This is a genomic window from Litoribrevibacter albus (assembly GCF_030159995.1).
In the GTDB taxonomy this organism is placed as follows: domain Bacteria; phylum Pseudomonadota; class Gammaproteobacteria; order Pseudomonadales; family Litoribrevibacteraceae; genus Litoribrevibacter; species Litoribrevibacter albus.
Map to the genome: position 1 here is coordinate 33,367 of NZ_BSNM01000016.1, position 12,806 is coordinate 46,172.

Annotated in this window: 11 protein-coding genes; 2 read left to right on the top strand and 9 right to left on the bottom strand. The window is 47.9% G+C overall.

The window, feature by feature from the left end; translation table 11 throughout:
* The first annotated feature begins 52 nt into the window (after window positions 1–52).
* Window positions 53–1,216, top strand: a complete 1,164-nt coding sequence (locus QQL66_RS14960) for a GGDEF domain-containing protein (RefSeq protein ID WP_284382477.1) — start codon at window positions 53–55, stop codon at window positions 1,214–1,216.
* Here QQL66_RS14960 and QQL66_RS14965 read toward each other — a convergent pair.
* From QQL66_RS14965 to QQL66_RS14980, 4 genes are all read right to left on the bottom strand, one after another.
* Window positions 1,182–4,073, bottom strand: coding sequence for a multiheme c-type cytochrome (locus QQL66_RS14965; RefSeq protein ID WP_284382479.1), 2,892 nt, complete (start codon window positions 4,071–4,073; stop codon window positions 1,182–1,184). The two genes, QQL66_RS14960 and QQL66_RS14965, sit on opposite strands and share 35 nt — an antisense overlap.
* Complete coding sequence (locus tag QQL66_RS14970; RefSeq protein ID WP_284382480.1) at window positions 4,070–4,609, bottom strand: hypothetical protein; 540 nt, start codon at window positions 4,607–4,609, stop codon at window positions 4,070–4,072. The genes QQL66_RS14965 and QQL66_RS14970 overlap by 4 nt, the downstream gene beginning before the upstream one ends.
* Window positions 4,610–4,757: 148 nt before the next feature.
* Complete coding sequence (locus tag QQL66_RS14975) at window positions 4,758–6,836, bottom strand: hypothetical protein (protein ID WP_284382483.1); 2,079 nt, start codon at window positions 6,834–6,836, stop codon at window positions 4,758–4,760.
* Between the two features lie 211 nt (window positions 6,837–7,047).
* Window positions 7,048–7,704 carry a c-type cytochrome gene (locus QQL66_RS14980; RefSeq protein WP_284382485.1) on the bottom strand — a complete coding sequence of 219 codons (657 nt, stop codon included), beginning with the start codon at window positions 7,702–7,704 and terminating at the stop codon, window positions 7,048–7,050.
* Window positions 7,705–8,061: 357 nt separating this feature from the next.
* Between QQL66_RS14980 and hisA the strand changes: the two genes are divergently transcribed.
* Window positions 8,062–8,820 (top strand): phosphoribosylformimino-5-aminoimidazole carboxamide ribotide isomerase, encoded by a 759-nt coding sequence (gene hisA, locus QQL66_RS14985; RefSeq protein ID WP_284382487.1) that lies wholly within the window; start codon window positions 8,062–8,064, stop codon window positions 8,818–8,820.
* 15 nt (window positions 8,821–8,835) lie between these two features.
* On the opposite strand, the gene QQL66_RS14990 is transcribed toward hisA, so the two are convergent.
* From QQL66_RS14990 to QQL66_RS15010, 5 genes are all read right to left on the bottom strand, one after another.
* A complete protein-coding gene (locus QQL66_RS14990; protein WP_284382488.1) occupies window positions 8,836–9,024 on the bottom strand; it encodes a CPXCG motif-containing cysteine-rich protein in 189 nt (62 codons plus the stop codon).
* 81 nt (window positions 9,025–9,105) lie between these two features.
* Window positions 9,106–9,867, bottom strand: coding sequence for a helix-hairpin-helix domain-containing protein (locus tag QQL66_RS14995; RefSeq protein ID WP_284382489.1), 762 nt, complete (start codon window positions 9,865–9,867; stop codon window positions 9,106–9,108).
* A gap of 92 nt (window positions 9,868–9,959) precedes the next feature.
* On the bottom strand, window positions 9,960–10,199 hold the full coding sequence (locus QQL66_RS15000) for a hypothetical protein (RefSeq protein ID WP_284382490.1): 240 nt from the start codon (window positions 10,197–10,199) through the stop codon (window positions 9,960–9,962).
* A 425-nt stretch (window positions 10,200–10,624) separates the two neighbouring features.
* Window positions 10,625–11,611, bottom strand: a complete 987-nt coding sequence (locus tag QQL66_RS15005; RefSeq protein ID WP_284382491.1) for an alpha/beta hydrolase family protein — start codon at window positions 11,609–11,611, stop codon at window positions 10,625–10,627.
* Window positions 11,612–11,671: 60 nt separating this feature from the next.
* A complete protein-coding gene (locus QQL66_RS15010) occupies window positions 11,672–12,736 on the bottom strand; it encodes a DUF2860 family protein (RefSeq protein WP_284382492.1) in 1,065 nt (354 codons plus the stop codon).
* Window positions 12,737–12,806: the final 70 nt, after the last annotated feature.

Here is a 12,806-nt window from a genome sequence, read left to right on the forward strand (position 1 = left end):
CCGCTAAAAACACTAGACTGGTCAAAATAAGAACAAAGATAAATGATCGAAAATGGCTCAACTCAAAACTATTCTCACTCATCTCAGTGAAAGCATCTTTGATGGCAGTTACGTAGAAAAATCTCAATGCATCTGCTTTTTAATCGCTCTCGCCTTAGGCGCGTTCTCGATTTTGCTGTCTCTCACTTTGTTACTGACAGATCTGAATACGATCAATATGAATCGTGAGGGTTACCAAGAGCTATTAGAAATATCCAGCATATGCTCGCTCTATAACTTGATTCTCGCGATGCTGGGTAACCTCATCAAGAATAAAGACAATCGCGTCTATGCCCATGCCTGTATCTTCAGTTATGTACTGATTAATGTGCTGATTCTGTTTTACATTGGCGTCTATTCAATGGGGACAGGCATAGCCTTGGCAGGAGCGCCCATCATCGGCCTGATCCTGTTTGATCGCCACCTGATCTTCACGGGGTTAGGCAGTGGCGTGATCATTTTCATTGGCTTCAACATTTTCTTACTCACCAACAATCTGGAATACGCCCCCATCGTCCAGCACCAAATTGCGCCCTACCGAGATCCAATCTGGCTGATGACGATGCTGACGTTTGTCAGTGTGCATCTAGGGCTGTTGGTCTACATTGGACACACCTCGATTACACGCTGGAAACAACGTGAAGCGGAAGTCACCTTTTTATCCACAACCGACCCTCTGACCCTGTTATCTAATCGCCGTCACTTGATGGAACACTATCATCAGGAGTACCAACGGGCGATCAGACAACAATCGCCGATCTCGATCTTTCTGGTGGATCTGGATCACTTCAAACAGGTTAACGATACCTATGGACATCTCTGCGGTGATGAAGCATTAAAGATGGCGGCTAAAACCCTGAAAGATACCTTGAGAGAAACCGACCTGGTTGGCCGATATGGAGGAGAGGAATTTCTGGTGATTCTGCCCGATACCAACGGGAGAGCCGCCGTCCAGGTAGCGGATCGCTTCCGTCGAGCCTTACAGGCCAACCCGATTCATTTATCCGATGGCCATCAACTCAACATTACTGCCAGTATCGGCTTGAATACAACCACCCCTAAACACGTGAGCGAGTTAGACCACTTTTTGGCTTCTGCGGATAAAGCGCTCTATGAAGCCAAAAACAACGGACGAAATCAGGTCACGATCGCGATGGAAAGTGAGAACGCTGCTTAGCCATCTCGACAACCTCTACGTCAGGAATCGTCTCATCTGGGTAAGCGTTCCTGACTTTCTCAACCAACTGCTTTGAGAACACCTGATAAAGCAAACGCACGGAAACACTAATTTCGCCTTGATGTTCAGGCAGTTTGAAACGTTCTGTTCGCGTTTCACCGGAAGCAATTCGAGTATCCTTACCGATCTTCACATAACGCCAAAATCTCAACCCAACCGGTTTGCCATCCTCATCGACACCCACTTTGATGAATTTTCGGCTGTCTTTTGGAATATAGCCATCCCTCATCACACCACTCTCAAAAATGGTTTGCCCTTGCTCGTTGGTTGCGATGACCTCTAACCACACCTGACGTCGTGCGCCACCCGGTAGGTGATGCCCTGACCGTTCGTTGGTCACGGCAACCAATAAGTCATCACCATCCATCGACACATCTAAACTGGCGGCAGTTTTTAATATATCGACGCTCATTTTCTGATGCTCTTGGTTACGCATTCCCGTGAAGTAGTAATTACCGCCGGTAAAGTGATGAGAACGAACCTTCGACTTCATTGGCCCGCCATCGGTAGACTGTCCAACCTGACCACTAAAGTTGGTAACATCTGGGGTCATATGGCAATCAATGCAGGTCTTATGCTGATCCGGCTGCTCTGGCGAATTAAATTCAGACGCTAACCACTCACCATAGTTGTCATTAACATTAGCTCCCATGCCGGTGGTGAACTCATTATGGCAAGTCGCACAATAGAGTGAATCCTGATACAGAGACGGGTCAGAATAAGACGCCTTATGAGCTCCCGGCTGAGCATTAATTTGTTTGTCCGCCAACCACTGCATGACCGGGTTCTTCACATTCTCAAAGATATAACTGACCCGATCTTTCAGGTTCACCGTCATATCGGCATTACCCCCCGCATGTTCGGCTTTTACAATACGATGGCAAAACTCACAGCCGGTGCCACGTTCACTCACCGCTTGCCCATGAGCCAATTTATCTTTTAAGGACTGACCTCCAGCTTCATGCATATCACCAAATTCTGAGAAGGCCCGATTCTCACCATTAATTACCATCTGAGGCGCATGACAACCTCGACACAGCACCCGGAACTCTTCCCCTTCCTCTTTCGCCGCAATGTCTTCCTGGAAACGATAGAAAGGGTGGTCCATGTTCATGCCATGATTGGAGTCGGCCCATTGATCGTAAATGGTGCTATGGCAGTCGGCGCACTTGGCCGAATTGATCCAATCCTCTGGATGGGTGTAAGGCGTATCATCCTCCAACCGCAGCCAGGTCGATAAATAGGGTAAGTTCTCCGATGCTCTGACATAGCCGTTAAGCGCCATCATCTGTTTGGCCACATCAATACCAGGCTGATCGGGATCGACACTATCCATACCCCCCTGTGTTTTCTGAATGATGTCGATATAAGCGCCTACCGGATCACCTGCGATCATCTTACGCACATTTACATGCCCGGTGATCGCATTCTGATACTTATCTTTTTGTCCGTCTTTCAGCAGGAAGCGGTTGGTAAAGTTAAAACCGTCGATATGACAGGAATCACAGCTCATCCAGAAATCCCCGGCCATTGCAGGGGAATACTGATCGCTGTTGGCTGAATTAAACAATGCCTTGCCGAGACGCTGTTGAGGTGACAGTGGATCTGTCGCTACCAGTTGAGCAAATTGCTCATCCTGCAGAGAGACCTTCGAAAAAGCACCGCCCTTGCCTAAATCGAATTTAGCCAGATCAAGCGTCATCGCCTGCTGGACAAACAAATCCCGCCCTATTGCTATCAGCCCTTTAGGGTTATTCCCTGGCACATGGCGATAGATCTGTGTTGCTTTTGCGCCCCCTTGAAACTTCTTCCGACGATGACGTTTTTTATTCTTTTTCCCTTGCCGGGACAAATCAAACACCATCAAGTCGTCTGAACCCGCCAGACTCACAACCACTTTCTGATCCTGATCGGTGAACACCGCATCATGAGGATTCGACACAATTCGGGTTTTATTGCCTTTTTCCAGAAGATTAATTTGTTGAAACAGCTGTTTACGCTCATCCACCCGTTCATGTTCTTTGCCCGGAGTTAGATCCAGCACCGAGACCGTAGGAAAGACGGTCGATTGAAACTGAAAGTCATGCCCAAACGACCACAGTACGTGGGGTAACCACGCCTCGCTGCCGTCTGACGATATCGCAATATTATCCAAGCGACGCGGCTTTCCTTGCGGTGTAGTTTTTTCAGCCTGCTCCGGGCTGTCTTGCAGCTGAATCACTTTCTCAAGTGTCGGAATGTCTGAAGACGTCTGATAAATCGACACCTGCCCCGTTAACGCATGAGTAATCAACAAACGACCATCGGCAAGCCAGGCCAATCCACGAGGGGTTTCTGCCGTAGTCACTTCCGATACAAGCTCACCGTTTTTCGACACCACCAGCAACTTGTGCTGCTCAAAACTGGTCACATAGAAGCGCTGCTGTGTCTCATCAAAGACCACACCAAAGGGACGAGATGGCACAACAACTCGATTGAGTTCTTTTAACGAGGAGCCATCCAACAGGATGATTTCGTCTGCTAAATAGTCGGTTGCTAGAATGACTGGAGACCCATTGGTAGAGGAGTTCGACAGGGCAATGCGGCGAATGTCTTTGCCTATGCGAATTTCATTCAGATGCTCACCGGTATCTTTATCAACAACACTGACAGAGCCTGTATCAAAGTTGGCACTGATTAATCGGTTGCGCGTTTCATCCAGAATCAACGAACTGCTCTTGTTGTATGTCATCCCCACAGACGCCAATGGCCAGAGACTTACCCACAACAACAGCAAACAGGTAACGCAACGTCTCATGCATTACCTCCTCTGCGTTTCATTAAGAGATTAACCAGCCTGGATGACTTCAGGTTCAACACACTCCAGCGGAAGGCATGACGAAACACCAAAGGCGTGAGGATAACAGAGGAATAAAAGTGCAGATCCTGAATTAGTACGCTCAAGGCATTACCTGTCACGCCATAAAAGAACAGATACAAACCAGAGGCCACACAAACCAGCAATAACCCTTCGGTCAGCCTTCCTGTTATACGAAGAAAGGATTTCCGGGATCGCATCAATAATTGGCGGTGGGCACTCCAGAACACACCCACCACCCACAAGAACAATGAAATACCAACCATCATGTGAGCGACTAACAACCAGCGCTCAGCTGCCCAACCAACCGACAATTGATCCCAAAGCAAAAAGCCGGTGACAAACATAAAATACATCAGCTTTTCAGCGTTCTTATGTCGATACGCCTGCTTTTGCCAATACCCTTTGAGCGATTGCGCCCATGACAGGTTTTGATGTTCAGAAGAGATTACCGAAGAGGACAGAGGGGCATTCATAACAAACCATCAGACATAAAGTGTCAGCGTAAAACTCGATCGTGTACGTTTTCAGACATCCTATCCAAAATCGTCAAATGGGGTGTTGATATAACGCAAGAGGCCCGGAACTGAAGCGCCCGAGCCTCTCGTGATGCGTATTCTACTCTTAATTAGCACCGGAAATGCGAGCCTTATTTGCCAAGACCGGGGCAATTCCGTACTTACCGCCCGCATGGGTGGTTTTCTTAACACCGTCCTGATCCGAGTCGGCTTTGTCACTCACACCGACCAGCAGGATATGCTCACCACTGTCACCCAGTGCTTCTGACATCTGCATCCCACCGTTCACGACACCATTAAACCAAGACTGATAACGGCTTACCAAGGTTTGAAGATCCAGACCAGTCAGAGTTTCACCTTCCTGATTTTTTAAGTTCAACATCGCAGAGCGTAACGCTCCTGAAATTGCTGCCAAGGTATTTGGTGTGTATTCCGCGACACCCGCCTGATCCACCCAGGTTTGCAGCGTTTTGTCGTACATGGTTTGTTCCGCCGCGAGATAAGCACGACGTGCTGCCTCGAAATAGCGCTCATCCTGAGTTGCCGTGAAGGCCGCCGTTAAACCACGAACCGCAGCAAACTGAGCATCTAACTGTTTAGCCTGTGACGGAATGACTTTCGTGCCTTTGATGACCGCCGAGTCAGACACCACGCCCTGCTTATCCATCAAATGAGTAATCAGGAAATCCGCCTGACGACGTAGCATAGCCAGTGCAGCTTTCCCTTCTTCGGTATGAAGACGACTGTTGCTTGAATCCGCAGAGGCGTAACCCACCGGCATCGCATCCAATGCTCTCTGATAAATAGACAGTGCCACCAGCGAATACGCCGCATCAAACGCGGTCACTTGATTGCCAGCAACCCCTTTTGCCGAGACCTCATCCACAAAGGTTCCCAACTGTTCATTGAAATGCCCTTGCTGAAGATTTTTGAATACCAAAGATGAAACATCCGCCGCGAGAGAAAAGGCATCCTTTCCAACCACATCGTTAGATGGATCGGCATCGGTATTTGCTTGCGGTGCGGCGGCAAAAGGCGCTCCGTCAAACACGGCCAGGAACGCAGGATTTTGGTCTTTATTGGCCTGACGTTGATCGGTCATGGCAAAGAATTCAGCCAACGGCCACAACAACTGCCAATGATCACGTAAGGTAGAACGGCCATCCGCCACCGTTAATTTGCCAATGGCATTGACCCCGTTAACCTTCTTTTCTTCCACGGTTACACGGTGAGGGAACCACACTCTTTGAGTTCCTTTCACAGAGCCTACAGCATTCAAAGCACGGGTACCTAAGGTCTTGCCGTTAAAGGCCAACTGATCTCTCAGGATTAATAGTTTATCGATCGCTTCCTCGGTTAAGACCATGCCATTGAAACCATCAAAGGCAGATACACCCAGGCTGTAAGTGTCGGAATGGTCCATCACCGCACTATCCGCTTCCACCTCTTCGTCAGACTCGGTCACGTGCATTCCACCCAGAAAGTCCTGAGACCACATCACTTCTTTCAACAAGATTCCACCGATGGCCGCTGGCACGAATGCACGATCAAAGGTGTTGGTATCCCAAACCAAGGTAGAGAAGTCCCCACGATAGGCAGGCACACTCTCATTCACAAACAGATAATCTCCGTTTACTTCAACCTCAAGCCCGTGCTGACCGATGGAGGTGGTATTAACCGGCCCCTGAAAATGCGGAGAGCCTGACGCATAAGGAAGAGAAAGCAGATACAGGTTGTCAGGAACTTTCGAGCTGTCCCGTCCGACGGCGTCACTCAACGCCTGAATGCGGTCACTCAGTGATTTAAGCGTACCGCCACGCTGCTGGTTCAACGGGCCATTGGCCAAATGCGGACCCATCTGAGACTGATAATTCAGGGCGTACATTGCCTCTTCCGAATACTCATAGCTGTTGATGCCAGCCGCATAATCAAACACGGTTGGTTGGTTTAGCGCATCGGGATCAAGCACATCCAGATCCAACCCCAACGCTTCCACCAACGGCTCTCCCGACAACTCAAACTCGGTATACGCCAGGAAGTTTGATGCCGGATTCATTGTGCTATCAAGCACCTCAACCTTGGTTTGAGTTTGAGCAGTCACGGGCAGCGACAAAGAAAGAATAGCCACCGACAGAGCAGCAGAAAGACGCGTCCGAGCGACAGGGAACAGAACGGAGTGAATCATGAAAGACCTCGAATCATACAAAAGCGACCACTGCATTCGCAGAGTCATTACTAATAATGATTCTCATTCTATAAAGAAATTTGTAGAGGAAAAGACTTGGGAAAGCGTAACTCATTCTTCATTGATCCAAATCAAGAAGAATGAGTCTCATTTACAGGGGAATACAATTTTCAGCGGTTGGTGTTTCTCACTACGCTCACAGGCAGTGCGGTTATTCAAGCGAAGAAAGATACACAGCGATGTCTTTGATCTCCTGATTAGACAAGCCTTTGGCAATGGCAGTCATCGGAGATTGGTTACGATCACGATGGTCAGTCTTAAACTTTTCCAGCGTTTTGACCAAGTAGGCTGCAGGCTGACTGGCCAAGCGCGGCAGCTGATCCCAGCCTTCGGCTTTTACACCATGACACATCTGACATTTGGCCTGAAAACCGGCTTGACCTTGAGCAGGTGAGGCATTACTTAGCTTCGAGTTCGGCTTCTTAGCCACGAAAGGCTTCGCTTTTTGATGGGAAAAATGGATTGCAAGGTTTACCCGCTCTTCCAGTGATAACTTATCTGCCAACTGACTCATCACATAGTTTTTACGTTTGCCGGTAGCAAACTGTTCAAACTGATTAATTAAATACTTGGCGTTTTGCCCTGCCAGGTTTGGAATAAACTCTCGCTTTGAGTTTCCATCGGTGCCATGACAGTAGCCACACAGACTGGCCTTCTCCTCGCCCAATCGAGCCGACTCCGACTGAGTCTGAGGATTCGACTGAATCGCATCCAACAGTTGATATTGCTCATTCAGATCGGCCTGAACGTTCAGTGCCAATAATAACAAACCGCACAAGATCCATCTCGATGTAGCCCATTTAGACATAGCCCCTCCTTATGAACGCCTTATGTAACGCTTATGGTGTTAACCGCAAGAATGAGTGTTAACCGCCAATAACAGTGTTAACCACAAATAATAGTTTTAACCACAAAAATGAGTGTTAATCACAAGTATTGGTTATTCACTACAAATACTGTGGTTAATCGAAAGGGGGGCACTGTATATGGAGTCACCCAATAAGAAATTGAGACAGATCAATAACCCTTCATTTATCCATACTTCTTATACGTGTTTAACCAATGTCGATCGGAAAGATATTTCACCTCAGCGCTTCGCAACGAAGTTGCATCCGGTATAATGAGCGCCTTCTTCCGTATCTATCGTTAGACAACCGAGGCCAATGTGACTCTTTTTCGCCCCTGTATCGATCTTCATCAAGGTAAAGTAAAACAAATCGTCGGTGGTAGCCTGAATGACCAAGGTGCCGATACCAACTTTGTCAGCCCATACGACTCGACTTACTATGCCGAACTTTACCGGGATCATCAGCTCACAGGCGGACATGTCATTGCGCTTGGCCCCGGCAATCAGGAAGCCGCACTTAATGCACTCAAAGCCTGGCCACAGGGCTTACAGTTTGGCGGTGGCGTCAACAATGAAAATGCGGCGGACTATCTCGAAGCCGGTGCATCTCATGTGATCGTGACCTCTTACTTGTTCGAGGGCGGCGAATTGTCATCCGACCGTTTGGAAGCCATTAAACGGGAAACAGGCAAAGAACACCTGGTGCTGGACTTAAGCTGCCGTAAAACCGAATCCGGCTGGAACATCGCCACCGACCGTTGGCAAACCATCACTCAAACCCAAATCACTCCAGCCACGATCAAAGAACTTTCCGGGCACTGTGCAGAATTCTTAATTCATGCGGCCGATGTGGAAGGTTTGCAAGCAGGCATCGATCAAGACCTGGTAAGCTATCTGGGCGAGATTTGTGATATTCCTGTGACTTACGCCGGTGGCGCTCGTAGTCTGGACGATTTGAAACTGGTACATCAGTTATCCACAGGCAAAGTAGACCTGACCATTGGCAGTGCGTTGGATATTTTCGGGGGCAGCGGCGTGACGCTGGAAGAATGCATCGATTGGAATCAATCGAACTGATGGCATGAATAGACGTTAATCGTTTTCAGTTCGAACGGAAACGATTAACTCGCCCGACGCTTCAGTAACAAAAAACAGAATCGGTCGACAACAAACCTGACAATCTTCAATGTATTCGTCCCCAAGCATGGTCGCGTCCAATACGACCTCAAACCACTCTCCACAATAGGGGCATTGTATGGTGTGATTATCCAAGGGATTCATATACACCTCACACATTGAAACCGCTGATCGACTCGGTACTCTAATCAGTACGCCGAGCCACCAGCGGATATCGCCATTACTTTATTTGGCTAACAAGTCTTTGGCCTGAGTCTGCCAAGTCTCGAAACCTCGAACACCGTTGAACGCCTCAAGGTCTTTTGCTCGCTTTGGATCAACAATATCTTCCAACGAGTTAAAACCAGCTTCCGCCAACTTCTTAACCGTTACCGGACCCACGCCCTTCATTGCTGAAATTTTGGATGCAGAGTTACGTGGCTTGCTGGCAGCCGCTTTTGGTTTGGCTGCTGCAGAGGTTTTCTTAGCCGCAGGTTTTTCAGCCGCTTTTGGAGCTGCAGTCGCTTTAGCAGCAGGGGCTTTCTTGGCCGGAGCTTTCTTGGCAGGGGCCTTCTTCGCGGTAGCTGGCTTGGCTTCGGTCTTAACTTCTTGTTTAGTCTCTGCCTTAGCTGCCGGTTTAACCGCCTTAGGAGCTTCTTTCTTCGGGAACGCAGCCGGGAAACGCGTCGACAACTCATCTTCCAATTGCGCAATGATCTTATCTTTAGCAGCTAACAAGGCTTCCAAGCGCTGATCGAATTCTTGTTGAATCTTCTTGAGTTGCTTTTCGTATTGCTTTTCAAGTTCTTTAATAATTTTCTTGGCTTGTTTGCTCGGATCTTTACGAAGCTTACGCACTTCTTCGGTGAGCTCATCCACCTGCTTTTGCAGTTCCTTCTTGGTAGAGGTCACACGCTCATTGATGTCATTCAACAAATCAGAGCTTTTGCCTTTCGCCTTCTCAAGTTCTTTTTCCAACTTTTTTTTCAAATCTTTTGCCATGGTCATAATTCGTCCAAGTGATTTATGTCTAAGTGAGAGTTACTGTTTGCTTTAGCATAGGCCAGCAAACGCGATTCCTTAACTGACCTTAGTCAATGTTACTGCGCTCGGTTGTTCAGAAAATCTTCAATCAGACCTTCAATAAGCTTTTGTACACTGGTTTCCTGCTCAATAGCAACCATCTTCAAGGCTTTTAGGGTCTTCTTGTCTAATCGCAACGAGGTATTCTTTTTGTTTTTATCTTTTGAGACTTTAGCAGAGGCTTTGAGCTTGTGCTCAACCGACTCTGTTAACTTGGCAGGCTTAACAGATTTGTCCGCAGAATCTGACGATGTCATCTAAGAAGTACTCTACACAGAAGAAACAGGAAAGGTGGTTTCTCTCGAAAGCCCCCTTTCCGGTAGAACTACCTAAGCTGCTTTTTTCAGCGCTTTCTTCAGCTTGGCGACTTTTTTGGTTTGCTTAGCAATCTTTGCTTTGCGTGCTTTGATCTCTTTTTTAATCGCTTTAACTTTCTTAGCCATTGTTCTTTCCTTGTACTAATAAATATGTGAGATAGTCACTAACTTTGTAAGACAGTGACGTAATGACGTCACTTGCCACCCTAGATGTTCCCTAATTGATGTACAACCCTTTTAACAAAAGCTTCATGAAACCTTCATATTAGTAACAAAGTTTGACTGGATTTTTGGATCTCCCAAACCACATATGCAGCTTACCCGTTTGAGGCTTGAGCATGATGATCAAGCCAATGTTCATCAAGTCACAGTTCATCAAGCCAACGTATAAGCGTTGGCAGAAAATCAGGTGCTAACGCTTCCTCTTCCAACCACATCAGCTTTAACCACTCGGCCATACCAAAATCCGTCCCACTGAATTGATCGGCCCGCAGCATGGCATGGGTGGCATTGTTAATTTTCTTGGTGGATACCCACGGATTCGTACGCATCTGCCACTGCGCTAATTCATGTTCCGCATCCACATTCAGATCGCTGTCGCCCCACAGAAGTAACGTCGGACGCTGTATGCCGCGATAGGCTTCAGAGACATTCGATTGGTAGTTCCTCAACACGAAATAAAAACGATCTCGGTCCATTGGGCTGTCCCGAATCCATTTCAGATACTCGTCATAGCTGGGCGAGGTATCGAAGAACGCAATCTCATGATCATAACCGGCAACGCCCTGTTTAATGTCTTCAGGCGTTGCATCTTCGAGCCTCAAACGAGTGGCCGTATAGTATCGACCCTGGTCAATCCATGAGGTAGCAAACCCGATTCCTATGGCGAAACCAATACGAGATGACGAATCCGCTAACAGCTCAGGCATCACCCAACCGGCCTGACTGAACGCCAGAGCTCCCGTCTGGGCAGGCTCAAACCCGAATCGCTGCTGAACCGTAGCAGCGGCTGTGGCAACAAGACCTTGGCGATGCGTCATCGTCATCGTTAGCCAATTCCCAGTTGAACCGCCAACGCCCGGTTTATCCCAACTGAAAATTGCATAGCCCTGTTCACGCAATGGCTGCCATATCAGCTCGTAGAAGCCTTCGGCATCAAACGATGAAGCACCGTCGCCATGAACCAACAAGAGCACGGCTTTTGGTGGCTGATCATTGGTTGGTGCCAAATAATGCCCTTCCAGTTGATTAATTCCGTATTCGAAACGTACCGTTTCCGCATGAATTGAGACGGAAAGACACAACCCTAACCACGCAAGCTGACTCAAGATCCTTGTTACGTTCTTCCACATAGCCTTACGCCCCTTCTCTGTACGCGCTTTTTTCTCAAATAATGAACAGGCATCAAGACATCAGAACGCATAACTCACCCCCACCATACCCATCACGTCTTGTTGATCATAGAAATGAATATTGGAATCTCGATCATGGTACGAAAGCACCGCATCGAAACGTACGCGTTGCCAGTTAAAAGGCGTTATAACAGCTAGACTGATGACGGCTGAGGTCTGGTCATCTTCCCTGACTTTATCAAAAACAGGGTGCGTTTTATCGTAATCAGACGTCTCATACGCTACCCCGGTGGTGAGTTCAATACTCCGGGCGGTATGCACAAGAAACAACTCGGCACCATAACGATCAAAACTAAAGGCGTCTCCGTCTGCATCGGCTCGGGTGTAAATCATCGCAGGCACTAAATACAAGGAAGCGCTGAAAGGCAGAGTCAGAGATAATTCACCTTGATGAAAATCTGCATCACGCCGTAATTGATTGGCTTCCTTGGCAGATAACCCATTTGGCTGATTCATCAAGGATTGCCCTGAGCGTTCGACATCCACGTTCAGCACCGCATAGGTATACCGTAAAGACAGCGGGCCACCATATAAGTAATCCGCCGAGACATACATCCCCTGCGTATCACTGTCACTGGTCTTTCGCTTTGCACCCGTAAGGTATGGATCTTCCCAGACTTCATCAAAACCGGGCAATTTAGGTAGATAAGCCACCGTCAGAAGGGTGCCGTCCTGCTGCTGATGACGCACGCCCAACTCAAACAAAGGATTACCTTCAACCAGCTCATCTTGCGGTGTACCTGCGTACAGCTGGGTTTGTCGATTGGCCAAGGTATAAGAGATCTCTCCCAGCAGGGTGACGGTTTCACCACTGTCGGATTCTGCGTTTTGCGTTAAAGAAGTGAGACGTTCGTTCTCATCAGTGACGGCCGATAAAGAGTCCGTCTCACTCACCAGTACCGCCAACTGTACAAAACCGCCAAAGCCGGGTTCAAAATCCGGCTCAAGAGAACTTGAGAGTTCCGAACTGAAACTCATCGAAGAAAACAAGAACCCCACCAAACCCAATACAGAGGTGTATTTTTGAGTTTGGGTAAAACAGGTTAATCCTGAAGTGCATACCATCGTTAACTCCCTTTGAGCAAAATGCTTTCAAATGAGAGTTAACGGTATCTCAGAGAGGATTAAGATTAGC

Coding starts and splice junctions, on each gene's coding strand:
- QQL66_RS14960 (WP_284382477.1), top strand. CDS start 53: ATGGCTCAACTCAAAACTATTCTCACTCATCTCAGTGAAAGCATCTTT.
- QQL66_RS14965 (WP_284382479.1), bottom strand. CDS start 4,073: ATGAGACGTTGCGTTACCTGTTTGCTGTTGTTGTGGGTAAGTCTCTGG.
- QQL66_RS14970 (WP_284382480.1), bottom strand. CDS start 4,609: ATGAATGCCCCTCTGTCCTCTTCGGTAATCTCTTCTGAACATCAAAAC.
- QQL66_RS14975 (WP_284382483.1), bottom strand. CDS start 6,836: ATGATTCACTCCGTTCTGTTCCCTGTCGCTCGGACGCGTCTTTCTGCT.
- QQL66_RS14980 (WP_284382485.1), bottom strand. CDS start 7,704: ATGTCTAAATGGGCTACATCGAGATGGATCTTGTGCGGTTTGTTATTA.
- QQL66_RS14990 (WP_284382488.1), bottom strand. CDS start 9,024: ATGAATCCCTTGGATAATCACACCATACAATGCCCCTATTGTGGAGAG.
- QQL66_RS14995 (WP_284382489.1), bottom strand. CDS start 9,867: ATGACCATGGCAAAAGATTTGAAAAAAAAGTTGGAAAAAGAACTTGAG.
- QQL66_RS15000 (WP_284382490.1), bottom strand. CDS start 10,199: ATGACATCGTCAGATTCTGCGGACAAATCTGTTAAGCCTGCCAAGTTA.
- QQL66_RS15005 (WP_284382491.1), bottom strand. CDS start 11,611: ATGTGGAAGAACGTAACAAGGATCTTGAGTCAGCTTGCGTGGTTAGGG.
- QQL66_RS15010 (WP_284382492.1), bottom strand. CDS start 12,736: ATGGTATGCACTTCAGGATTAACCTGTTTTACCCAAACTCAAAAATAC.